Annotated in this window: 14 protein-coding genes and 2 pseudogenes; 10 read left to right on the top strand and 6 right to left on the bottom strand. The window is 71.3% G+C overall.

Features of this window, described 5'->3' with window-relative positions; genetic code table 11:
* Positions 1-93 precede the first annotated feature (93 nt).
* The 9 genes and pseudogenes from V2W30_RS41670 to V2W30_RS28285 all read left to right on the top strand — a co-directional run bounded on the left by V2W30_RS41670 (position 94) and on the right by V2W30_RS28285 (position 13,713).
* Positions 94-3,796 (top strand): annotated as a pseudogene (locus V2W30_RS41670) (nitrate- and nitrite sensing domain-containing protein).
* A 9-nt stretch (positions 3,797-3,805) separates the two neighbouring features.
* The gene (locus V2W30_RS28320) at positions 3,806-4,219 is read left to right on the top strand and encodes a roadblock/LC7 domain-containing protein (RefSeq protein ID WP_003951074.1); all 414 of its coding nucleotides are present in this window, start codon (positions 3,806-3,808) and stop codon (positions 4,217-4,219) included.
* A gap of 173 nt (positions 4,220-4,392) precedes the next feature.
* A complete protein-coding gene (locus V2W30_RS28315) occupies positions 4,393-4,803 on the top strand; it encodes a DUF742 domain-containing protein (protein WP_338700912.1) in 411 nt (136 codons plus the stop codon).
* The gene (locus tag V2W30_RS28310; protein ID WP_338700910.1) at positions 4,784-5,371 is read left to right on the top strand and encodes a GTP-binding protein; all 588 of its coding nucleotides are present in this window, start codon (positions 4,784-4,786) and stop codon (positions 5,369-5,371) included. The genes V2W30_RS28315 and V2W30_RS28310 overlap by 20 nt, the downstream gene beginning before the upstream one ends.
* 372 nt (positions 5,372-5,743) lie before the next feature.
* Positions 5,744-8,985, top strand: a pseudogene (locus V2W30_RS28305) (nitrate- and nitrite sensing domain-containing protein).
* Between the two features lie 10 nt (positions 8,986-8,995).
* The gene (locus tag V2W30_RS28300) at positions 8,996-9,409 is read left to right on the top strand and encodes a roadblock/LC7 domain-containing protein (RefSeq protein WP_266714481.1); all 414 of its coding nucleotides are present in this window, start codon (positions 8,996-8,998) and stop codon (positions 9,407-9,409) included.
* 94 nt (positions 9,410-9,503) lie between these two features.
* Complete coding sequence (locus tag V2W30_RS28295; RefSeq protein WP_338700907.1) at positions 9,504-10,088, top strand: DUF742 domain-containing protein; 585 nt, start codon at positions 9,504-9,506, stop codon at positions 10,086-10,088.
* Positions 10,069-10,659: a GTP-binding protein gene (locus V2W30_RS28290; protein ID WP_338700906.1), complete on the top strand. Its 591-nt coding sequence runs from the start codon at positions 10,069-10,071 to the stop codon at positions 10,657-10,659. The genes V2W30_RS28295 and V2W30_RS28290 overlap by 20 nt, the downstream gene beginning before the upstream one ends.
* A 93-nt stretch (positions 10,660-10,752) precedes the next feature.
* Positions 10,753-13,713 (top strand): NACHT domain-containing protein, encoded by a 2,961-nt coding sequence (locus V2W30_RS28285; protein WP_338700905.1) that lies wholly within the window; start codon positions 10,753-10,755, stop codon positions 13,711-13,713.
* A gap of 62 nt (positions 13,714-13,775) precedes the next feature.
* Here V2W30_RS28285 and V2W30_RS28280 read toward each other — a convergent pair whose 3' ends face one another.
* From V2W30_RS28280 to V2W30_RS28265, 4 genes are all read right to left on the bottom strand, one after another.
* Entirely contained in the window at positions 13,776-13,970 is a 195-nt protein-coding gene (locus V2W30_RS28280) for an acyl-CoA carboxylase subunit epsilon (protein ID WP_338700904.1), read from the bottom strand.
* A gap of 23 nt (positions 13,971-13,993) precedes the next feature.
* A complete protein-coding gene (locus V2W30_RS28275; protein ID WP_338700903.1) occupies positions 13,994-15,589 on the bottom strand; it encodes an acyl-CoA carboxylase subunit beta in 1,596 nt (531 codons plus the stop codon).
* A gap of 170 nt (positions 15,590-15,759) precedes the next feature.
* Positions 15,760-19,587: an endo-alpha-N-acetylgalactosaminidase family protein gene (locus V2W30_RS28270; RefSeq protein ID WP_338700902.1), complete on the bottom strand. Its 3,828-nt coding sequence runs from the start codon at positions 19,585-19,587 to the stop codon at positions 15,760-15,762.
* A 114-nt stretch (positions 19,588-19,701) separates the two neighbouring features.
* Positions 19,702-20,211 carry a hypothetical protein gene (locus tag V2W30_RS28265; protein ID WP_338700901.1) on the bottom strand — a complete coding sequence of 170 codons (510 nt, stop codon included), beginning with the start codon at positions 20,209-20,211 and terminating at the stop codon, positions 19,702-19,704.
* A 235-nt stretch (positions 20,212-20,446) separates the two neighbouring features.
* On the opposite strand from V2W30_RS28265, the gene V2W30_RS28260 reads away from it, so the two are divergent.
* Positions 20,447-21,049, top strand: a complete 603-nt coding sequence (locus V2W30_RS28260; protein ID WP_338700900.1) for a YceI family protein — start codon at positions 20,447-20,449, stop codon at positions 21,047-21,049.
* An 83-nt stretch (positions 21,050-21,132) separates the two neighbouring features.
* Here V2W30_RS28260 and V2W30_RS28255 read toward each other — a convergent pair whose 3' ends face one another.
* Both V2W30_RS28255 and V2W30_RS28250 read right to left on the bottom strand, forming a co-directional pair.
* Entirely contained in the window at positions 21,133-23,571 is a 2,439-nt protein-coding gene (locus V2W30_RS28255; RefSeq protein ID WP_338700899.1) for an ABC transporter permease, read from the bottom strand.
* Positions 23,568-24,284, bottom strand: a complete 717-nt coding sequence (locus tag V2W30_RS28250; protein WP_338700898.1) for an ABC transporter ATP-binding protein — start codon at positions 24,282-24,284, stop codon at positions 23,568-23,570. Before V2W30_RS28250 ends, V2W30_RS28255 begins: the two co-directional genes overlap by 4 nt.
* Positions 24,285-24,348: the final 64 nt, after the last annotated feature.

The following is a 24,348-nucleotide window of genomic DNA, read 5'->3' as shown; positions in this document are numbered from 1 at the left end:
GGGGGGCGTTCAGGTCGCCCCTCGAACTACGCCGACACCGCTCTTGTTCCGCACACGCGGACGGGGGCGCCTGGTCCAGAGGTTGCGACGCTAGTGCAGGGACGTAAGAACAGGGATGGCAGCGCTTCGGCGGAGCCGGAGCCGCGTGGCGGGACCGGCCCGATAGCCGGCGGTTCCCAGCCCCCGCACGCCCATAACCCGGGGCGCACCGCGTCCGTCGACGCAGGGGAGCGCGACGGGCGCTCCACCGTGTCCGGCGGTTCGACCACGCCGGCGCCGCCCACGGTGAAGACCAAGGGGGCGACCGGGCCGGGCTCGCGCATAGCCCTGCGCAACTGGCGCATCTCGACGCGACTGGTGTCGCTGCTGGCGCTGCCCGTGGTCGCCGCGACCTCGCTGGGCGCGCTGCGTATCGCCGAGTCGCTGAACGACATCGAGCAGCTCGACAACATGAAGCTGCTCACCGAGATGACGAAGCAGGCCACCGAGCTGGCGTCGGCGCTCCAGGAGGAGCGCGACCAGTCGGCGGGTCCGCTGTCCAACGGCGCCAAGGCGAGCGACTTCGGCATCAAGTCGGCCAGGACCAAGACCAACCTGGCTCGGCAGGAGTTCCTCGACGGCACGTACAGCATCGAGGACGACAGCAAGTCGCAGCTGAAGGGTGTGCACGCCCACGTCGTGCAGATCGCTTCGCAGCTCGGCCAGCTCACCAAGATCCGGCACGACGCCTACACCAACGGCACCACGTCGTCGCAGACCGTCGAGGCGTACGGCCGTCTCATCGAGAACCTCCTGTCGCTCTCCACCGACATGGCGCAGGCGACCAGCAGCCCGGAGATGATCGAGCGCACCCGCGCGCTCGCCGCCTTCTCCTCCGCCAAGGAGTACGCCTCCCAGCAGCGCGCCATCATCGCGGCCGCGCTTCCGGCGAACAAGGAGACGTTCGGCAAGCTGTCGGAGACCGACCGGCTGTACGGCCTCGCCGCGGCCGAGGACCAGGACAGCGCTCTCAAGACGTTCGGCAACGTGTACGGCGATGTCGCCGCGCAGGAGCTCCTGAAGCCGCTCGAAGAGAACAACGACAACATCACGCTGGCGGACAACTACGCCGACCGCGTCCTCACCAAGGCCGATGGCATCAAGGGGCAGGACAAGCGCTCCTACAAGGACTGGGTCGACGCCGACAGCTCGCGGATCGTGGGCATGTCGAAGATCGAGCTGACGCTGCTCAACGAGATGGAGCAGCAGGCCCGCGAGCTGCGCAACTCCTCCGAGCGTGACGCCATCTTCAACGGTGCGCTGATCCTGCTGGTGCTCGGCGTCTCGCTGGTCGGCGCGTTCGTCGTGGCCCGGTCCATGATCCGCTCGCTGCGCCGCCTCCAGGACACCGCGACCAAGGTCGCCCAGGACCGGCTGCCCGAGCTCGTCAAGCAGCTCTCCGAGTCGGACCCGCAGGACGTCGACACGTCCGTGGAGTCGGTCGGTGTGCACTCGCGGGACGAGATCGGCCAGGTGGCCGCGGCCTTCGACGACGTGCACCGCGAGGCCGTGCGTCTCGCCGCCGAGCAGGCCCTCCTGCGGGGCAACGTCAACGCGATGTTCACCAACCTCTCGCGCCGCTCGCAGGGTCTCATCCAGCGTCAGCTGTCGCTCATCTCCGAGCTGGAGTCGCGCGAGGCCGACCCCGACCAGCTGTCGTCGCTCTTCAAGCTCGACCACCTCGCGACCCGCATGCGCCGTAACGGTGAGAACCTCCTCGTGCTCGCCGGTGAGGAGCCGGGGCGCCGCTGGACGCGGCCCGTGCCGCTCGTCGACGTGCTGCGTGCCGCCGCGTCCGAGGTGGAGCAGTACGAGCGCATCGAGCTCGCCGCCGTGCCCGCCACGGACGTCGCCGGTCGCGTCGTCAACGACCTCGTGCACCTGCTCGCCGAGCTGCTGGAGAACGCGACGTCGTTCTCGTCGCCGCAGACCAAGGTCAAGGTCACCGGTCACGCGCTGCCCGACGGGCGTGTGCTGATCGAGATCCACGACACCGGTATCGGCCTCTCCCCCGAGGACCTCGCCGCGATCAACGAGCGGCTCGCCTCGCCGCCCACCGTGGACGTCTCGGTCTCGCGCCGCATGGGTCTGTTCGTGGTCGGTCGTCTGTCGCAGCGTCACGGCATCCGCATCCAGCTCCGTCCCTCCGACTCCGGTGGTACGACCGCGCTGGTCATGCTTCCGGTGGACGTCGCCCAGGGCAAGAAGGCTCCCGGCAAGCCCGGTGGGCCCGGCTCCGGCGGTCCCGCCGCCGCGCAGGCCGCCGCCGGTGTCGCCGCGGCACGTCGCGGTTCCGCCCCGGTCGCCGGTGGTGGCGCGGCGGGCCGGCTCGGTGCCGGTCCCGGTGCGTCGCGGCCGCAGGTCGGTGCCGGTACGAACGGGCCGCGTGCGGCGCTGCCCGCCCGTGACGGCGGACCGCAGGGTCAGGGCCCCCAGGGTCAGGGCCAGGGTCCGCGCGACGGTGGTCAGCAGCAGAACGGCCAGCAGCAGAACGGCTTCCCGCCGAGCCGCCCGCAGGCTCCCCAGTCGCAGCGTCCGCAGGCTCCGCAGCAGCCCGCCGGTGCCGGGGCCTCTTCGGCTCCGCGCCGAGCGCGCAGGGCCCCGTGCCGCCGCAGCAGCGCACCCACAACGACCCGTCCGAGCAGCAGCGGCAGAGTGGCGGGCGCCGCCCCGTGCTGCCGCCGCGCGGCGGTCCGCGTGCCGAGCTGCCGGGCGGCAACCCGCAGCCCCGCGTGCCGAGTTGGAGCGACGAGAACGCGCAGCCGCACCTCGACGCCCCGCGGGGGCACGAGGAGCCGGAGTCGGTCGAGTCCACGACGCAGTTCCCGCCGGTGCGGGACGACCGTCAGGGCCCGGGTGCCACCGCCGAGTTCGCCCGCCCCGACTACGACGCGCCGCGTCCCGCGCCCCAACAGGGCCAGGACACCGGGCAGTTCGTCCGCCCCGACGTGTTCGGGGGCGCGCAGGGCGGTGGCGTACAGGGTGGTGGCGTCCAGCACGGTGACACCGGTCAGTACGCGCGGCCCCAGGCTCCGCAGATTCCGCCGGCCCCGCAGGGCCCGTCGTCGACCGGTCAGTACGAGCGGCCGCTCCCGGCCCGCCCGTCCGGCCTCGACCAGGGCATCCCGGCGCAGCCCGCGCAGCAGGACTACCTGCCGCCGGCCTCCGAGCCGGGCGACGGGCGCACGCCGCTGTACGACACGCTCGAGACGAACTGGTTCCACGGGCAGCAGCAGGCGGCGGCCCAGCAGCAGGCTCAGCAGAACGGTCAGCAGCAGGCCCAGCCGCAGCAGCCGTACCCGGCGCAGCCCGCCCAGGGCCAGCAGCCGCAGCAGCACCTGCCGCAGCGCGCCCGCAGCAGCCGGCCGCCCCGCGGCAGCCGGAGCGGCACCGGGCGCAGGCCCCCTCGGCGGCTCCCACGACGCGTCCGGCCACCTCCCCCAACGGCAGCCAGGACCCGACGAACTGGCGTCAGTCGCCGAACGACGAACTGATGCGTCAGGCCGAGCGGGTGCGCAAGCCCGCCGCGGGCGGTGTCACCGTCTCCGGTCTGCCGCGTCGTGTCCCGCGGGCGAACCTCGTGGCAGGCACGGCCCAGGAGCAGCAGAACCAGACCGGTCCTCAGGTCTCGCGCGCACCCGACGAGGTGCGGGGTCGGCTGACCAATCTCCGACGGGGCATCCAGCAGGGTCGGCAGGCCGGCAGCACCGGCCAGACCGGCAGCTACCCCCGCCCCACTCACCAGCAGGAGCGTTAGTTGAGTCAGATGAGCCAGGCGGCACAGAACCTGAACTGGTTGATCACCAACTTCGTGGACAACACGCCGGGGGTCTCCCACACCGTCGTGGTGTCCGCGGACGGTCTGCTGCTCGCGATGTCCGAGGGGTTCCCGCGCGATCGCGCGGACCAGTTGGCGGCCGTGGCGTCGGGGCTCACCTCGCTCACGGCGGGGGCGTCCCGGATCTTCGAGGGCGGCCCGGTGAATCAGACGGTCGTGGAGATGGAGCGCGGCTTCCTCTTCATCATGTCCGTCTCCGACGGCTCGTCCCTCGCGGTGCTCGCGCACCCCGAGTGCGACATCGGCCTCGTCGGCTACGAGATGGCGCTGCTCGTCGACCGGGCGGGCGCCGTGCTCACCCCCGACCTGCGCGCCGAGTTGCAGGGCAGCCTGCTGCACTGACGCGGGTGACGGCCGGTAACCCCGGCCTCCACCGAAAGTCTGATGCATCAGCAGCTTCGGAATCCAGAGAACACACGTAATCCCCTTCCGACCCACTTCCGGCCGTCACAATCCCCCCACCGGCCCACCCTCAGACGGCAGGCCCCCGATCTGCCGTCCCGCCCGGAGGATCCATGACCCCGCCCACCGCTCCTCACGATCCGTACGGCGCAGCCGCACACGCCGACTACGGACATGAGGGCGACCAGCCGCTGGTCCGTCCCTACGCGATGACCGGCGGCCGGACCCGGCCGCGCTACCAGCTCGCCATCGAGGCTCTTGTCAGCACCACCGCCGACCCGGCGGCCCTGGTGACGCTCCTCCCCGAGCACCAGCGCATATGCCACCTGTGCCGTGAGGTGAAGTCGGTCGCCGAGGTGTCCGCGCTCCTCTCGATGCCCTTGGGCGTGGCCCGGATCCTGGTGGCGGACCTGGCGGAAGCGGGACTCGTCGCGATCCACCAGCCCGGTGGCGACGAGAACGCCGGTGGCCAGCCAGACGTGACTCTGCTCGAAAGGGTGCTCAGTGGACTTCGCAAGCTCTGACAGCTCCGTGGCGACCGCCCGGTCGACCACCTCGGCCAAGATCGTGGTGGCCGGCGGCTTCGGCGTCGGCAAGACCACGTTCGTGGGGTCGGTCTCCGAGATCAACCCGCTGCGCACCGAGGCCGTCATGACGTCCGCCTCGGCGGGCATCGACGACCTGACCCACACCGGGGACAAGACGACCACGACGGTCGCCATGGACTTCGGCCGCATCACGCTCGACCAGGACCTGATCCTGTACCTGTTCGGCACCCCCGGACAGGACCGCTTCTGGTTCATGTGGGACGACCTGGTCCGCGGCGCGATCGGCGCCGTCGTCCTCGTCGACACCCGCCGCCTCGCCGACTGCTTCCCCGCGGTCGACTACTTCGAGAACTCCGGCCTGCCCTTCGTCGTCGCCCTCAACGGCTTCGACGGGCACCAGCCGTACAACCCCGAAGAGGTCCGTGAGGCGTTGCAGATCGGCCCGGACACCCCGATCATCACGACGGACGCCCGGCACCGTGCGGATGCAAAGAGTGCGCTGATCACGCTGGTGGAGCACGCGCTCATGGCTCGCTTGAAGTAGACAGAAACAGTCGGATGTCGGCCATCAAGTGGCTGGATCCGTACGGCAGTTGTCGTAGGCCTCTCGGCGGCCCCTGTGGCCTTTGACACGCGGGGCCGCCGTGTTCATAACGTTTCGACAGAGAATTCCGGGGGCACCGACACACGTCGCGCACACCCGGTTCCACTGTGCTCACAAGAGCCCCGCCTTTTGGCGGGGCTCGCTCTTTATGACCGTTTTATCTAGGGCATACATCACTCGGAGGTTCCGCTTCCGACTGTTTGGAAGTGCGCCTGCTGACGTGCTGGAATGCGCTGAACTGCCCAGTAAGAACGGGCCTGCAGACATACAGCGGCACAACGTAGGTGCCGACGCCGGAAGGTTGTTGGTCGAGTGAGGCGAAGCAAGAACAGTCCCGAGCCGGCAGCGGCGCGGGGCAACTTCACCCCGCCGCCGCGGACGGGGATACAGGCGGCGCCTGCCCCCGAGGTCGCGGCCCCGGCACCGTCGGGCGGTCGGATGTCGCCGCGCAACTGGCGTGTGCCGACGAAGCTGAACGCGATCCTCCTCATACCCGTGATCGTGGGTCTGGTCATGGGCGGCTTCCAGGTGAAGAGCTCCATCGACACCTGGCACGAGGCCGAGGACGCCGAGAACACCGCCCGCCTGGTGCGGGCGTCGCTGACGTACGGCAACCGCCTCATCGAAGAGCGCGACATCACCGCCGCCCCGCTCCTCCAGGGCAAGAAGGACGACCCGGCCGTCACCAAGGCCCGTGCGGCCACGGACGCCGCCGCGCAGGACTTCCGCGCCGCGGCGGAGAACATGCCGCACAAGGAAGGCCTCGAACGGCGCATGGCGCAGTTCGACGAGGTCGAGAGCAAGCTCAAGCCGCTGCGGGCCGCCGCGTACACCTCCAAGCTTCCCGGCGTGCAGACCGAAGAGGGCTACGTCGCGATCCAGCACCCGCTGATGGAGTTCGCGAACGAGCTCGGTCTGGGCACCGGCAACATCACCAGCTACGGCCGTACGGTCTACGCGATCTCGCTGACCAAGGCGGCGCTCTCGCTGGAGCGCTCCATCGGTATGCACCTCCTGGTGAAGCCCGGTCCGTCCCCGACCGGTTTCGCCAAGCAGCGCACCGCGCTCGGCAGCTACGCCTACCTGGAGGGCATCGCCGTCGAGGAGTACAAGGGCGGTGGCACCTCCGCGGACCTGAAGAAGCTCGAGGACGCGTCCAAGAAGCTGAAGACGGACGGCGCCAAGCAGGCCGCCGCCGCCAAGCAGAAGGACCCGACCTACATCCCGCCGCCGGCCGACCCCACCGACATGGTGGCCTCGGTCGTGGCGCTGCAGAGCACGCAGCCCAGCGCCCGGCTCGCCCTCGCCAAGGACGGCGTGACGGCCGAGAACTGGTGGGCGGTCAACACCGCGAAGTTCGACGCCTACCGCACGATCGAGTCGGATCTCGCCGACAAGGCCGTGAACGAGGCCTCGCAGATCGCCGCCGACGCCAAGCGTGAGGCGATCATCATCGGCGCCGCCGTCGTGATCGCGCTGCTCGCCGCGTTCCTGCTGGCCGGGCAGATGGCCCGCCAGATGTCCCGCTCCATGCGCCGCCTGCGCTCCGCCGCCTTCGACGTGGCCGAGCAGCGGCTGCCGATGCTGGTCGACCAGCTCTCGCGCACCGACCCGGGCCGCGTGGACACCCGCGTCCAGCCGATCCCGATCACCACGACCGACGAGATCGGCGAGGTCGCCCGCGCCTTCGACCAGGTTCACCGGGAAGCGGTACGGCTCGCCGCCGAGCAGGCCCTCCTGCGGGGCAACATCAACGCGATCTTCACCAACCTGTCGCGCCGCAACCAGTCGCTGATCGAGGGCCAGCTGACCCTCATCACCGACCTGGAGAACAACGAGGCGGACCCGGACCAGCTGGAGAACCTCTTCCGCCTGGACCACCTCGCGACCCGTATGCGCCGCAACGGCGAGAACCTCCTGGTCCTCTCCGGCGAGGAGCCCGGCCGCCGCTGGGACCAGCCGGTCCCGCTGGTCGACGTGCTGCGCGCCGCGACCTCCGAGGTGGAGCAGTACGAGCGCATCGAGCTGTCCGGCGTCCCGGAGGCCGACATCCACGGCCGCGCGGTCACCGACCTCGTGCACGCGCTCGCCGAGCTCCTGGAGAACGCCACGACGTTCTCCTCCCCGCAGACCAAGGTCCGCGTCACCGCGACCCGTCTCCCCGACGGCCGCATCATGATCGAGATCCACGACAAGGGCATCGGCCTCACCGCCGAGGACTTCGCGGACATCAACCACAAGCTGGCCAACCCGCCGAGCGTGGACGCCGCGATCTCCCAGCGCATGGGCCTGTTCGTGGTCGGCCGCCTCGCCGACCGGCACGGCATCCGCGTCCAGCTGCGCCCCTCGGGCGAGCAGGCGGGCACGACGTCGCTGGTCATGCTCCCGGACGCGATCACGCACGGCGGTGGCGGTGGCGAGCACCAGCCCGACCACAGCGAGTTCACCGTCTCGACGATCATCCCCGAGCAGCAGGCGTTCGAGCACGCGCCGCTGCGGACGGCGGCGGAGCTCGGCTTCGACGACAGCCGTTACGACGTCCCGGACGACGCGCGTGAGCTGGACCCGGTGGGCCGCTCCCTGATGCGTGAGGAGCGCCGCGCGGCGCTGGAGGCCCAGGCCCAGGAGCCCGAAGGCCGCCCGCTGTTCCGTGACGAGGTCTCCCCCCAGCAGGCACAGCAGTCCCCCGCGCCCTACCAGGGGCAGTCCGCGTACGACGATGATCAGCGCTCCTACGATCCTCAGCAGCAGGTCGGCTACGACAATCAGCGACAGGACGTCTACGGCGAGCAGCAGCAGACGACGTACGACAACTCCCAGCAGGGCGCGTACAACGAGTACGCCCCGGCGCAGCCGTCGTACGACGAGGGCCCGCAGGGCGGGTACGAGCCGGGATTCCCGTCGCAGGACGGCTATCCGGAAGCTCCCTCGCAGGGCTACAACGCCTTCGAGGAGCCCGCGCGACAGGCCGACTGGCAGGAGCGGGACGCCTACCAGGGCGACTTCGGCGGCTCGTACGCTCCCGAAACGGAATCCGCTCAGGTGTCTGACGCGGCCGAGCAGGAGAGCGTAGGCTTCGGCTCGCGCGGTCCGGCCCTGTCGGCCGGCCCCTCCCCTTCCGTCCCGCACGCGCTGACCGACGCCGGTCTCCCGCGCCGCGGCGGCGCCGGCTCTCCCCGGGGCGGTGAGGCGCAGGCGGCTCCGGCCACCGGCGACTCCACCGACACCACCGACACGTGGCGTTCGGCCAACGACGACCGGTGGGAGCGCGCGGAGGCGCTGAAGCAGCCGAAGGCGGGCGGGGTCACCTCGTCCGGGCTGCCGCGCCGGGTGCCCAAGGCCAACCTGGTCGAGGGCACCGCGGAGTCGACGCCGCAGGGCGGACCGTCGGTCTCCCGGGCCCCCGAGGACGTACGCGGCCGGCTGAGCAATCTGCGCCGCGGTGTGCAGCGGGGCCGTGACGCAGGCAGCAGTGAACAGCAGTGACGAAGACGAACGGCCAGGACAGCGGGTTTCCCGGTGGCCCTGACAGCACCTACATCCAGGAGCGTTAGTGTGAGCCCGATGAGCCAGGCGGCACAGAACCTGAACTGGTTGATCACCAACTTCGTGGACAACACCCCCGGGGTGTCCCACACCGTGGTGGTCTCCGCCGACGGACTCCTTCTGGCGATGTCCGAAGGGTTCCCCCGCGACCGCGCCGACCAGCTTGCGGCCGTCGCGTCGGGTCTGACCTCGTTGACCGCGGGCGCGTCCCGCATCTTCGAGGGCGGTCCTGTGAACCAGACAGTTGTGGAGATGGAGCGAGGATTCCTCTTCATCATGTCCATTTCCGATGGTTCTTCGCTCGCCGTCCTTGCACACCCCGAGGCGGACATTGGTCTCGTTGGGTACGAGATGGCACTTCTTGTCGACCGCGCGGGCACGGTTCTCACGCCCGACCTGCGTGCGGAGCTTCAGGGAAGCCTTCTCAACTAGCAGACAGGCGGTGCGTATTCGCGTCCCGTGCCCGTAAGGTTTCGGGACGCGGCTCCACAGTGATGGTGCCCAGCGCAGTCGGAGGAGGAAGTACGTGTCTGGTTCAGCAACACCCCCGAGCGGTTCGTCGGCCCACTGGCCGCCCTACGGCCCTGCCCAGGGTCAAGGCCAGGCGGGTACGGGTGACGGTTCGCAGAACCGGTACAACTTTCCCTCCACGCCGAGCCACGCGCGCCCGACCCGGCAGCCCGGTCCCTACGACCAGCCGTCGGCGCCGCGTATCCAGCCTGTGCAGCCCCAGCCGCGCCCCGACGCGAATCCCGCGCCTGCTGCGAAGAACAATCCCCTGGTGCGCCCGTACGCCATGACGGGCGGCCGCACCAGGCCCCGCTACCAGCTCGCCATCGAGGCGCTGGTGCACACCACCGCGCAGCCGCACCAGTTGCAGGGCCAACTGCCCGAGCACCAGCGGATCTGCAACCTGTGCCGGGAGATCAAGTCGGTGGCCGAGATCTCGGCCCTCCTGACGATCCCTCTCGGCGTGGCCAGGATCCTCGTCGCCGACTTGGCGGAGGCGGGCCTGGTCGCGATCCATCAGCCCGGCGGCGACGAGAGCGCCGGCGGTCAGCCAGACGTGACTTTGCTCGAAAGGGTGCTCAGTGGACTTCGCAAGCTCTAGCGGAGGGCCGGCAACTCCAAGTCGTTCCACCACGTCCGCGAAGATCGTGGTGGCCGGCGGGTTCGGCGTCGGCAAGACGACCTTCGTGGGCGCCGTGTCGGAGATCAACCCGCTGCGTACCGAGGCCGTCATGACGTCCGCGTCCGCGGGCATCGACGACCTGACCCACACCGGGGACAAGACGACGACCACCGTCGCCATGGACTTCGGCCGCATCACGCTCGACCAGGACCTGATCCTGTACCTGTTCGGCACCCCCGGACAGGACCGCTTCTGGTTCATGTGGGACGACCTGGTCCGCGGCGCGATCGGCGCCGTCGTCCTCGTCGACACCCGCCGCCTCGCCGACTGCTTCCCCGCGGTCGACTACTTCGAGAACTCCGGCCTGCCCTTCGTCGTCGCCCTCAACGGCTTCGACGGCAGCCAGCCCTACGGACCCGACGAGGTCCGTGAGGCGTTGCAGATCGGCCCGGACACCCCGATCATCACGACGGACGCCCGCCACCGCGCGGACGCCAAGTCGACGCTGATCACTTTGGTGGAGCACGCGCTCATGGCGCGGCTGCGGTAGATACTGCTGTCAGCTCCACGACCGCCGGTGGCCCTGGGCCCCGGCGGTCTCTCGTTTCCGGAGTTCCTGGCGGGTCCTGAGGGGGATGCATACGTGAGCGCGGAGTTGGCGGCGTTACGGCTCGGGCAGACGGTCGCGCGGGCGGCGGCGCAACTGTGGCTGGGCGGGCGGCGGCGTACCCAGGAACGGACGCTGTCCATGAGCGAGTTGATGGAACTACGGGTGCCGGGGCTGCGGTTGCGGCGCAGCCTGGAGCGGCAGTTCGAGCAGATCGCTGACGCGGTCGCCGCACGCGTCGAGCCCTTCCTGGAGCGGGAGTTCAGGGGTCTCGACGCCGCCGGGCGGCAGGCGGCGATCGACGGCGTGGCCGACACGTTCGCCAAGGCGGACCTCTCGGACGAGGCGGTCCTCGCGGCGGACGTGAACGCGGCGGAGCTGGTGCGGCGCATCACCCGGTCGGTGCCCGAGCCGGTCGGTCTCAACGAGGTCGAGGGCCGCTTCTACGCGCTGCTGTTCGCCGAGGCCTGCGAGTACTACGTCAGCGTGGTGCGCGGTCTGCCGGTGTTCGAGGAGCGGGTGGGCGCGGAGCTGCTGGCCCGCCTGACCTCGCTGGGCTCGGAGATCTCCCGGGTCCTGGAGCGGCTGCCGGACCGCTCGCTGTTCGCTCCGGACGGTACGGACCAGGACGCGGGGTTCCGCCGCCTGTACATGGAGCTGGTGAGTTCGGCGCTCGACGAGGTGGAGCTGTTCCGCCGGGCGTCGGACCGGACGGTGACTCCGGCCAGGCTCTCGGTGGCGTACGTGAGCCTGCGGACCACGGGGGACGACGGGGCGCGGCGGGGCGGCCGCCGGGCGCGGCCGGTGCCGCGGCCGGGGATGAGCGACTGGGAGGAGTCCGAGGGCCAGCCCTCGGGGATGCGGGTGGAGGCCGCGCTGGGCGGCGCCGCCCGGGTGCTGCTGCGCGGTGAGGCGGGCTCCGGCAAGACGACGCTGCTGCGCTGGCTGGCGGTGACCGCCGCCCGCGGCTCCTTCGAGGGCGAGCTCACCGGCTGGAACGGTCTGGTGCCGGTCCTGGTGAAACTGCGGGAGTACAGCGGGCGGGCGCTGCCTGCGCCGGAGGCCCTGCTGGACGGTGTGGCCCGCACCATCACCGGCGTCATGCCGCGGGGCTGGGTGGAGCGGCAGCTGGTCGACGGCAGGGTGCTGCTCCTGATCGACGGCGTGGACGAACTCCTCGACAGCGAGCGCCGCGGCGTGCGGGACTGGCTGCGCGGGCTGCTGCGCACGTACGGGGACATACGGGTCGTGGTGACGTCGCGGCCCGCGGCGGCCGGGGCGGACTGGCTGCGGCGCGAGGACTTCACGGCGCTGGGCATCGACCGGATGACGCTGCCGGATCTCGCGGCGTTCGTCCGGCAGTGGCATCTGGCGGTGCGGGAGCTCGCGGAGGAGCTGCCGTGCACGGTGGACGATCTCCCGCGCTACGAGCGGTCGCTGCTGGCGAGCCTCAAGGACCGCGCCCCTCTCCAGTCCCTGGCCGGTACGCCGCTGCTGGCGTCGATGCTGTGCGCCCTGCACCTCAACCGCGGCAGCCAACTCCCGCGCGACCGGATGGAGTTGTACCGCAACGCCCTGCACACCCTGGTGCACGAGCGGGACGCGGACCGGCATGTGCCGAGCGCGGTGGACAGCCCGCTGAGCCTCGGCGACAAGATGGTGATCCTGCGCGATCTGGCCTGGCGTCTGTCCGACAACAACCGTACGGAGATCGGGATCGACCAGGCCGTCCGGCATGTGCGGGACCGGCTCGCGGCGATGCGGCATCTCGACCCGGCGGACAGCGAGACGGTCCTCGAACAGCTGCGGGGCCGGTCGGGCATCCTGCGCTCGCCCGCGGAGGGGCGGCTCGACTTCGTGCACCGCACGTTCCAGGAGTACCTGGCCGCCGAGGAGGCGGCTCAGGAGGACCGGATGGGGAATCTGGTCGGGCGGGCGCATCTGGACCTGTGGCGGGAGACCGTGGTGATGGCGGCGGGCCACGCGAATTCGCCGCAGCGGGAGGAACTGCTCGGCGGGATCCTCGACCGGGCCGACGCGGAGCCGCGGAACGCTCGGGCTCTGCGCCTGCTCGCGGCGTCCTGCCAGGAGACGTCACCGACCGTCTCGGACGCGCTGGCCGGGCGCCTGGAGGCCGCGGTGGGGATGCTGCTGCCCGCGCGCCGGCAGTCCGATCCGCCCGCGCTCGCGGCGGTCGGGCCGAGTCTGCTGCGCAGGCTGCCGAGGTCGCTCGGTGAGCTGACCGAGCGGGCGGCGGCACAGACGGTGCGCACGGCGGCCCTGATCGGGGGCCCGGAGGCGTTGCGGCTGGTGTCCGGGTACGCGGACGACTCCCGTGACGACGTGGTGTCCGAACTCATCGACGCCTGGGGGTACTTCGACGCGGCCGCGTACGCGAGCGAGGTGCTGCCCCGGCTGCCGCTGGAGTCCCGCTGGGTCCACCTCACGCACGCCAGCCAGTGGCCGCCCGTCCGGGCCCTGCCGAACCTGAGGCATCTGATGATCTTCTACCCGGTCCGGGAGATCGCCCCGCTGGCCGAGCTCGAACAGCTGGAGAGCCTGTACCTGACGCTCCGGGACGACCAGGAGCTGGCGTCCCTGAAGCGACTGACCGAGCTGCGCGAGGTCACCCTGTACTGGCACGGCACGCGCGACTGGCTGCCCGACCTCTCCGCCCTGGCGTCCCTGCCCCACCTGGAGTCGCTGGCCCTGAACGGAATCGATCCGGCGCTCGACCTCACGCCCCTGACGCAGTTGCGCACCCTGGGCTCGCTGGAGCTGCGCAGCGACCGTATCGACGCCCCGCGCGGCTTCCGCGATCTGTCCGGCCTGAGCGCGCTGGAGGAGCTCCGGCTGTCGGGCTACGAGATCGACGACTGGCTGGCCGGCCTGACCCAGGCGCCGCCGGCCCTCACCGAGCTGGACCTGCGGCTCTGTCTGCTGTCCACCGACGAGCTCCCCGCGGCCCTCGACGGCGTCCACGTCACCCTCTCCTGACGTGCGCACGGCCCCGCCCTCCCGAAGGAGAGCGGGGCCGTGCGGCCGTAGCGGCGGAGCGGTCAGCGCCAGCTGTGCGGGGCGCGGAAGCCGGGCTCGCGCTCCAGGCGGCGCCAGCCGGCGCGGTTCTGGTGGACGCTGTGGGCCACCGGGGCCTCGGGGGCGGCGGCGGCGCGGGCCACGAGGATCGCGGTGATGGCCGCGACTTCCTCGGGGTCGGCGTGGCCCTTCTCGACACGGATGTCAGGCGTGGACATGTGGCAGGTCTCCTACGGAGTGGTTACTGCGGGGGGTTGCCGTGCTTGCGCGACGGCAGGTCGGCGTGCTTGGTGCGCAGCATCGCCAGGGAGCGGATCAGGACCTCGCGGGTCCCGGCGGGGTCGATCACGTCGTCGACCAGGCCGCGCTCGGCCGCGTAGTACGGGTGCATCAGCTCGGACTTGTACTCCTTGACCATGCGCGCCCGCATGGCCTCGGGGTCCTCGGCCTCCGCGATCTGACGGCGGAAGATCACGTTGGCCGCGCCTTCCGCGCCCATGACCGCGATCTCGTTGGTCGGCCAGGCGTACGTGAGGTCGGCGCCGATGGACTGGGAGTCCATGACGATGTACGCACCTCCGTAGGCCTTGCGCAGGATGAGGGAGATCCGCGGCACCGTGGCGTTGCAGTACGCGTACAGCAGCTTCGCGCCGTGCCGGATGATCCCGCCGTGCTCCTGGTCGACGCCGGGCAGGAAGCCCGGGACGTCGAGCAGCGTCACGATGGGGATGTTGAAAGCGTCGCACATCTGGACGAAGCGGGCAGCTTTTTCGGAGGCCTCGATGTCGAGGACACCCGCGAGGGACTGCGGCTGGTTGGCGACGATGCCGACGACCTGGCCGTCCAGGCGGGCCAGGGCGCAGATGATGTTGCGCGCCCAGCGCTCGTGGACCTCGAGGTAGTCGCCGTCGTCGACGAGCTCCTCGATGACCTTGGTCATGTCGTACGGGCGGTTGCCGTCGGCCGGGACCAGGTCCAGGAGGATCTCCGAGCGGCGGTCCGCCGGGTCGTCCGACTCGACGGTCGGCGGGTTCTCCCGGTTGTTCTGCGGGAGCAGCGAGATCAGGTAGCGGACCTCGGCGATGCAGGTCTCTTCGTCGTCGTACGCGAAGTGGCAGACGCCGCTGGTCTCGGCGTGGACGTCGGCGCCGCCCAGGCCGTTCTGGGTGATCTCCTCGCCCGTCACCGCCTTGACCACGTCGGGGCCGGTGATGAACATCTGCGAGGTCTCGCGGACCATGAAGACGAAGTCCGTGAGGGCCGGGCTGTAGGCCGCGCCGCCGGCGCACGGGCCGAGCATCACCGAGATCTGCGGGATGACGCCGGACGCCTTGGTGTTGCGCTGGAAGATGCCGCCGTATCCGGCGAGGGCGGAGACGCCCTCCTGGATGCGGGCGCCCGCGCCGTCGTTCAGCGAGACCAGCGGGGCACCGGCCGCGATGGCCATGTCCATGATCTTGTGGATCTTCGTGGCGTGGGCCTCGCCCAGGGCGCCGCCGAAGATGCGGAAGTCGTGCGCGTAGACGAAGACCGTGCGGCCCTCGACCGTGCCCCAGCCGGTGATGACACCGTCGGTGTACGGCTTCTTGGCCTCCAGGCCGAACCCGACGGCGCGGTGCCGGCGCAGCTGCTCGACCTCGTTGAACGACCCCTCGTCGAGGAGCAGCTCGATGCGCTCGCGCGCCGTCAGCTTGCCCTTCTTGTGCTGGGCCTCGGTCGCCTTGTCGCTGGGTCCGCGCAGTGCCTGCTCGCGGATGGCGTGCAGCTCGGCCACGCGCCCCCGTGCGTCGGTGGGCTCGTCCCCGGGGTTCGAGGCGGTGTCGTCCAAAACGGTCATGTAGTGACCTTACGAAGGCGACCAAGGAAAACGGGCCGTCGACTCCGTACAGTCTCCGGCCCGTTTTCCTGGTAGGCCCGAACAGAACCCCGGCGGCGTACAGCCGAAGTTACTGCTCAGGCCCCCTGCGGCTTGTAGGGGTCACACAAAGAGGGTGGGTGAGAGCCCGGTCACACCCCGCAGTGGAAGCGGGCGCTGCCCCAGTCCGCGTGGTCGTTGCCGTTGCCGTCACCGCCGTCCCCGACGATCAGGTCGACGTACTTGGCGCCCGTGACATCGGCCGTCAGGGACCACGCCGGGTCGGCCGCCCTGAGGACCGGGGAGGCCACCTTCTCGGTGCCGTCGGCCGCCACCGAGAATCGCACACTTCCGCGGGTGGCCTGGACGTCGTCGACGCCGACCTGTGCCGTGAAGGAGGTGCACTGTCCGCCGAGGTAGTAGCGGATGGTGGCCGGCGCGTGGGTGCCGAGGCCCTTCTCGTACCTCACTCCCCCGATGGTGAGGGGGGTGCCGTCGCCCTGGCCCTGTTCGCCGTTGGAGAGGTCCTTCTCGACCGGGCCCCAGCCGTTGTCCGCCGATGTCCAGTCCAGGTCGCCGGCGTACGTGTCCGTGGTGGGCGGCGGCGGCAGGGTGCGGACGGCGGCGGACGCGGCGAGCGTGCGCGCGGTGCCCGCGACCGTGTACGTCGCCTGTGCGCTCAGCTCGTAGGGCCGGTAGGCGGCGTCGGCGGGCGGGGTGACCTGCCAGGTGGTGGTGGCCTTCGCGCCGGGGGCCACGGGGTCGAGGGTGACGGGCCCGGCGGGCTGGGCCTTCCAGCCGTCGGGCAGGGCGAGGGTGACGGCGGCGTCGTCGACGGCGGCGCTCTCGTAGTTGGTGAAGGTGGCCTCGACCTTGTTGGGCTGTCCGGGCTCCAGGGTCTCCCCCGCCGCGAGGGCGAGCGTGCCGCAGGCGGCCTGTTCCTTCGCCGGGCCGAGGTCGGTCACGGTGAAGTCGTCGAGCACGAAGTCCGCGCCGTCCGGGGCGCCCGGCAGCTTGCGCAGGCCGGTCCAGGTGTCGCCGCAGCCCGCGGTGACGGTGGTGGTGAACCGCCCGGTGGTGCGCTGCTGTCCGACGGGGACGGCCGCGGTCTCGACGGCGTCGTCCCCGCGGTCGTAGCCGCTGACCCACTGGTAGGCGCCGGCGTGGCTGGACTGGTAGGCGAAGTCGACCTGGTACGCGTGTCCGTCCTTCATCGGGACGGTCGCCGGTGAGGTGCGGTAGACGACGCCGTCGTTCTCCTCGTGCGACTTGAGGGACTCACCGCCGCCGATGACGTCGTCGACGAGCTTGCCGTTCCAACCGGCCTGCGTGTACGGGGAGTTGCGCTGCGCGATGTGGGTGCGCGGGTCGGTGACGCCGCCCGCGTCGCCCTTGTCGAACGGGCCCCAGCCCTGGTCGACGTCCTCGAAGTCCTCGTGGACGACCGTGCCCGGCTCGGCCGTGGGGGCGTTGCGCACCACGCGCACGTCGTCGACGCGGACCTTCGCGCCGCCGTCGTCCCGCGCCGCCGCGACGCGCAGGGTCGCCGCACCACTGCCGGGGGCGGTGAAGTTCACCTTCACGCGCTGCATGTGCGTGCCGTGCCAGTCGCTGGCGGCCATGGTGTTGGCCAGCGTGGAGCGGTCGATCCCGGCGGACGCGTCGCCGCCGGCGCTCAGGGTCGTGCGACGGGTCTTGCCCGGCTCGATCTCGATCCAGGCGGAGGCGGTGTAGCGCTTGCCGGGTTCAAGCCCCTTGACCTGCTGGGCGACCGCGGCCGCGCCGGTTCCGGTGAGCGCGGCGCTGTTGCGGCCGTTGCCGTCCGTGTCGCGGGCGACCTTGCCGCTCCTGTCCCATCCCGTCAGCCGGGCGTCGTTGAAGCCGGGGTCCTTCAGGCCGGTGCCCTCGCCCCAGGCGGGGTCGGTGGCCGAGGGCGTGCCGTCGGCCGGGTAGAGGACGTACGGCTGTCCGGCCTCGGCCTTGAGCGTGAGCTTTCCGGCGGCGTCGGTGCGCAGGGTGCCGGTCTTCACCCGGCCGTTGTCGGTGAGCCTGTAGAGCGTGTACGCACCGGAGGGCGCCGCCCAACTCGTCGTGCCGCCCTGCTTGTTGTAGTGGTACAGCTTCTTGCCGCCGTCCCACGGCAGCAGGTAGGTGTCGCCGTCCAGGACCTTGCGGCCGTGGTCGTAGAAGGTGCGGTGCCCGTTCTCGACGGTGCCGCGCAGGCCGCCGGTGAAGGTGATGTCGTTGCCGTTCCAGCGGGTGATCTTCTGGTGCTGGAGGTACTTCGCCGGGAGGTCGCGCTGCCAGATGTTGGCGTAGAAGTCGTTCCAGTCGTTCTCGCCGGTCCAGCCCTCGAAGTCGACCAGGGCGCTCTGGCCGAGGACGGGGTCGGCGTTCCAGACGTCCTTCTCGCTGTTGCGGATGAACCGGATGATCTTCGAGTTGAGGCCCTTGTTCGTGGCGCCGCCGTAGTCGAGGTCGTTGGCCCAGTGCGACCACAGGGACTGCCGCTCGAACTTGTCGGCCCACTCGGTGGCGAGGTTCCAGCCCTGCTTGTTGATGGCGTCGGCGGTCTTCTCCGCGATCCAGCCGTGCGTGTAGTACACGTCGACGTAGACGGTGGTGAGGTTCGCGTCGGTCTCGTCGCGCAGCTGCCGGAAGCGTGCGGCCAGGTCGCCGCTGTTGATGTCGCGGCGCTGATCGATGTAGTAGCTCTGGTCGAGCCAGTTCCAGCCGGGCGCCTTGGGGTCGACGAGGTCGTCGCTGAAGTGCTTCGCCACCGGGTACGCCTCGGTGGCGTTGACGTGGACACCGAATTCGGCGCCGTACTTCTTGCCCGCCCTGAGCAGCGTGTTGAGGTCCTTGAGACCGCCCGCGCGCTGGTTGATGTTGCCGCCGTAGTCCGGGTGCGCGGAGTCGTGGCCCTCGGACGCGTACCCCTTGAGCAGGGCGAACTGGCCGAGGTCGTCGGTGGCGAGCCCGATCCGCTTCACGTCGTCGAGGGTGCGCAGGAACGGGTGCTGGGCCTGGCTGGCGAAGTTGAACGGGATGTGGGTGACGACCCGGTCGGCGGTCTTGTCGCCGCCCTTGGCCCGGATGCCGATGGAGCGGAAGGCGACGGCGCCGTCCTGCCAGTCGACGGTGCCGTCCGCGTTGGCGTCGGGGGTGACGACGACCTTGGCCCACGGAAGGTCCTTGCCGGTGGCGGGGGCCGGCGATCCGGCGCCGCGGTACGTCCACTGCCCGGACCACACGCCGACCCGGGTCCCGCCGTCGGCGTCCTTGCGGGCCTGGTGCCAGAAGCGGGCGTCGTCACCGCCGGTGGCGCCGCTCGGCTTGTCGTACGTGGAGTTGGACTCGACCGCCGCGGCGAGCCGGTCCGTGTTGACGATCGCGTACGAGGCGCCGGTCGCCGTCTGCTCGGCCGGTGTCCCGGCGGTGACCTTGCCGAACACGTCCGCGGTGCGGGTCGAGTCCGGGTCGAGCTTGGTGAAGGCGGTCGCGGCACCGCCGTCCGCGCTGCCCACGGAGACCAGGTCGTGCCCGGGGATGTCGAGGGTGCCGACCCGGAAGGCGGCCGTGTCGCGGACCGCCGTGACCTTGAAGGTCGTCGTCCGGCCGACGACGGTGAGGGTCGCGTCGATCTCCACGTCGGGGAGGTCGGGGAAGGTCAGGGTGTACGCGGCCCGCGCGCCGTCGATCTCGGGGGCGGACGCGAGGCGGACGGGGTACGCCTTGCCGTTGAGCGTGACCTCGGTGACGGCGTGCGTACTGGCGAGGATGCGGGCGCCGTCGGCCCGTTCCTCGTACGACAGGACTCGGGGGAAGTCGTCGGCGACGGTGACCTTCAGCTGCGCCGAGGTGAGGACGAGGCCGGGGGCCTCGTCGCTCCCCTCGGCGGCCACGGGCGTCGCGAGCGCGAGCACGGTGACGGCCGCGAGGGCCAGGGCGGCATGCGGAGCACGGGATCTTGGGGGCATGCGCCCTGGGTATCGGCGGGGGCCGGGGCGGGTCAACGGACCGGGCGCTCAGCGGCGTTGGCAGTCCAACAACCGGTCTCCGTAAGTCCAAGCCCCCGCCGTCGCGGGCGGCCCTCAGCAGCCGCCGCAGTTGTAGTAGAGGACGTCCCAGTGGTTGCCCTCGTCGGCGTAGATGTTTCCGGAACCCGACTTGTACTGCGGGGCGCCGTCGCCGCGCAGCCCTATGTAGCTGAAGTTGTTCTTGATGTAGCTGGTGACGCAGGTGCTCTTGGCGTAGTCGAGCTTGTAGCCGTTCCAGTGCGAGTACGTGCCGCTCGCGTGGCCGGTCTCGGTGCCGCCCGTGATGTTCAGGGCGCAGCCGCTCGCGCTCTTGAGGGTCTGGGCGCCCTGGGCGGTGGCGAGGTTGAGCTGCTCGAACGACGTACAGGTGGGGTTGTTGCGGTCGGAGCAGCCGCCGGAGGACGACCAGGTGATGCCGGAGGCTCTGAACATCGAGGTCGCCGTCGCGTGGCTGATCTTGGTGACGGCGAACGCGTCGGTCGCGGCGGTGAGGACGCCGAAGCCGGGCGCGACAAGGGCGCCCGTGGTGAGCGCGAGCGCGGTGAGTGCGGAACGGATGCGCATGGGGGTTCCTTCCTGCTGATGACCGTGCTGACTCGGTGCTGACTGTGAGACGGCTGTGATGCAGGTGGCGCAGAGAGATAGTGACGTGTTCTACGCGCGTCCGGAAGAGCGCCTTCGGTATTGACCCGGTGTAATCAGAAAGACACGTAGCGATTGATGTTGAAAGTTGAACATCATCGCGCTACAGTCAGAGCCAGTTGGTAGTTCAACGTTCAACATCACCAGGGAGTACGTCATGGGAATCTTCGGCCGCAAGAACGACGAGACCACCGCCCCCGCCGCACAGGGCGCCCCGGACCTGTCCGCCCTGACCGGCGACTACACGGTGGACCCGGCCCACACGTCGCTCGGGTTCGTCGCCCGGCACGCGATGGTGACGAACGTGAAGGGCGGCTTCAGCGACTTCACCGGCACGCTGCACCTGGACGGTTCGGAGCCGAGCAAGTCGACCGCGTCGTTCGACGTGCAGATGGCGAGCATCGACACGGGCAACCCGGACCGCGACGGCCACCTCAAGAGCGCCGACTTCTTCAAGATCGACGAGTTCCCGACGATGACGTTCCGCTCGACGTCCGCCGAGTCCCTCGGTGGCGACGACTACCGCATCACCGGCGACCTCTCGCTCCTCGGCACGACCAAGCCGCTCACGATCGACCTGGAGTTCAACGGCGTGGCGAAGGACCCGTTCGGCAACGAGCGCGTCGGCTTCGAGGGCAAGACCGAGATCCTGCGCTCCGAGTGGGGCCTCACCTGGAACGCGGCCCTGGAGACCGGCGGCGTCCTCGTCTCCGACAAGATCAAGCTGATCTTCGACATCTCGGCGATCAAGAACGCCTGACGTCGGCGGCGACAGCACGAACAGCGGGGAACGGCAGATGAGTTGGGGCGGCCACGAAGTGCGTGGCCGCCGACTCGTCGTGGTCATTCGGTCCGCAGCGCCGTCGCCGTCCTGATCCGCGCCGCCCACCCCGCGGGCAGCAGCGCCCCGAGGACGGCGATGAGGACACCGCCGAGCACCAGCAGGGCCAGCTCCGGCGCGCGGTACACGGCGAGGACGAAGTCCGGCATGGCGACGCCCGCGCCCTCGCCCATGGCCGGCACGATCCAGTGGTGCAGGGCCCGGCCGAGCGCCACCCCGGCGACGCCACCCACGATCCCGGTGAGCACGACCGACGTGACGACCATGACGGCGGTCTGCCGCGGCGTCATGCCGAGGGCCTTGTGGACGCCGAGCTCCTGGACGCGCTCGCGGGTGTCGAGGACGACGCCGTTGAGCACGCCGAGCGCGGCGACAGCGACGATCATCAGGGTGAGCATCGCGCCGAGCGCGTTGAGCGAGTCGACGATGTCGCTGCCGCCCGAGTCGTCCGCCGGGCCCACGTGGGCTTCGAGCTTCTCGTTCGCGGACCCGGCCTTCTCCAGCGCCGCGGTGAGCGCGGTGGCGTAACTCTTCGCCCGGGTGCCGGAGTCGAGCTGGACCTGGTAGGAGTGCGGGGCCAGGTTCGGCGCCGCCGTCCTGAGGGTCGCGAGGTCGGTGTAGAGCAGCGTCCCGAAGTTGGACGTGTCGAAGACCTCGCCGACGATCCGTACGGTGAACGGCTTGCCGTTCTCGACGGCGGCGGTGAACGTGACGGTGTCCCCGACCTTCGCCCCGAGCTGTGTGAGGAGCCCCGTGGGGACGACGGCCTCGCCCGCCTTCGTGAACCAACGCCCCGACATCATGCGGTAGTCGGCCCATCCCGCGTCGCCCGTGAAGGCGGTGACGTCGATGTCGTCGCTGACGCCGAGCGCGGTCGCCCGGGTCTCGGCCGTGCCGTAGTACGCGCGGGTCCCGGACTGCGCCGCGATGGTCCGGGCGACGGCGGACGCGTGGGCGATCCCGTCCTCTCCCGGCCCGCCCGGCGGCGGGCCTCCGCCCCGCGGTGCTCCCCCGGTCTGCGGCGCTCCCCCGGTCTGCGTGGGTACGGAGACGACGCTGACGTCGGAGTTGTCGTGCTCCCGGGCGTCGAGGATCGCGTTCAGGGACGAGCCGAGGCCGAGCGTGAAGGTGACGGCGACCGCCCCGAACCCGACGGCCGCGGCCATGGCCAGGGCGCGCCCCGGGCGGCCGAACGGCCGGGCGAGCCCCAGGCACACGGGGCGCGGCAGCGGCAGCCGCGCGGCGAGCCCGGCCGCCCACCGCCCGCGCCCCGCACGCGCCGCCCGGCCCACGGCGATCGCGTCGACGGCCCGCAGCCGTCCGGCCCGCCAGGCGCTCAGCCAGGCGGTGAGGGCGACCACGCCGAGGACGGCGGCGACGACGGCCGCGTCCACCCAGGGCGCCACGGTCAGCGGGGTCGAGCTGTAGGCGTTCTCCGCCTCCTCCAGGAGCGGTACGGCGGCCAGGTGGCCGGCGCCGACACCGAGCGCGGCGCCGACGGCGGCCGGGACGAGGGCCTGGGCGAGGTAGGCGCGGACGACCTGGTGCGGGGTGAAGCCGACGGCCTTCAGGACGCCGATGCGGCGCAGGCCGGCGCCGACCGTGCCCGCGACCACGTTGCCCACGATCAGCACCGACATGACGAGGCCGAGGCCGCCGAACGCCAGCAGGAACGGGATGTACACCGCCGTCTCCCGCTCGCTCGCGGCCTTGAGCGTGAGCCAGGACTGGGTGCCGGTCACGGAATCGCCCGGGACGCCGGCGGTCAACTCCTTCCGTACAGCGGCGACTTGGGCCTTGGTCGCGGCGGATGCGGAGGTCAGGCGGTAGAGCATCTCGTAGCCGCTCGGGCCGTTCTTCGGGGTGAGCGCGCCGATCTGCGCGGGGAGCACCCAGGCGTCGCCGGTGCGGCTGACGGAGCGGGCGAGGCCCACGACGGTGAGCGTCGGCTTCCCGGGCAGCGCCTCGAAGGTCAGCTTGCCGCCGACGTCGAGGGGCAGGCCCGCGTCGGCGGACAGGGCGATCTGCCCGGCGCGGGTGGGCCAGTGGCCCTCGGTGAGGGTGAGCCGGTCGACGGCGCCGCCGGAGTGCGCGCGGCCGACGACGGTGAGCGGTCGGGGCACGCTGCCCCGCGGGCCGTTCGGCACGGTGAAGACCGGGCTGGCCGTCACCGTGCGGAAGGGGCCCGCGGTGGCGGTGACCTCGTCGGCCGACCTGCCTGTGATCCGAGCCGCGTCGACCTTGCTCGCGTCGTACGACACCGTCAGGTGCGCGCCGTGCTGCTTGCCGAAGGCGGTGGTGAAGGGCGCGCGGGACGAGACGAGGAGCGTGCCCGCGAGCACGGACGCGGCGACGGCCATCAGCGTGGTCAGGCAGATCACCACGGCGGGGACGCGGCGCCGGGCGACTCCCGCGCGCACGACCTTGCCGAGGGCGCTCATCGGACGGCCCCCGCCGCGGTGGCGGTGGTGGTGTCGGACGCGACGCGGCCGTCGACGAGGTGGAGGGTGCGGCGGGTGCACGCGCGGGCCAGGGCCACGTCGTGGGTGACGACGACGAGGGTCTGCCCGTCGGCGTTCAGCTCGCGCAGCAGCGCCTGGACGTCCTCGCCCGCCGCCGTGTCCAGGGCGCCGGTCGGTTCGTCGGCGAGGAGCAGGGCGGGCCGGTTCATCAGGGCGCGGGCGACGGCGACGCGCTGGCGTTCGCCGCCGGACAGGCGGGTGGGGTGGGCGCGGGCGTGCCGGTCGATGCCGAGGGACTCCATCAGCTGGGCGGCGCGTCGGTGGGCCTCGCCCCGTGCGGTGCCCGCGAGTCGGGCGGGCAGCGCGATGTTGTCGGCGACGCTCAGGTCGTCGAGGAGGTGGAAGAACTGGAACACCATGCCGACCTTCGCCCTGCGGTAGCGGGCGGCGCCGGCCTCGCCGAGCCGGTCGACGCGGACGCCGTCCACGGTGACGGTCCCGGTGTCGGGCCGGTCGAGCCCGGCGATCAGGTTCAGGAGGGTCGACTTGCCGCTGCCGGACGGGCCGAGCACGGCGACGGACTCTCCGGGACGGACGGTCAGGGAGACGTCGTTCAGGGCGGGTGGTCCGTCGTCGTAGGTACGGCTCACGTCCTGGAGCCGGATGACCGGAGCGTGCGCGGGGCTGTTCATGGAGGGCCTCCTCGGCCTCGGCGGCGTGTGCCTCGGGAACCGTAGGGAGCGGCCGGTCCCGGGC

The sequence above is a fragment of the Streptomyces sp. Q6 genome, assembly GCF_036967205.1.
GTDB classification, from domain to species: Bacteria; Actinomycetota; Actinomycetes; order Streptomycetales; family Streptomycetaceae; genus Streptomyces; species Streptomyces citrinus.
Note: the sequence above shows the minus strand (reverse complement) of the source record. Positions and strands in the feature narration are given on the sequence as shown.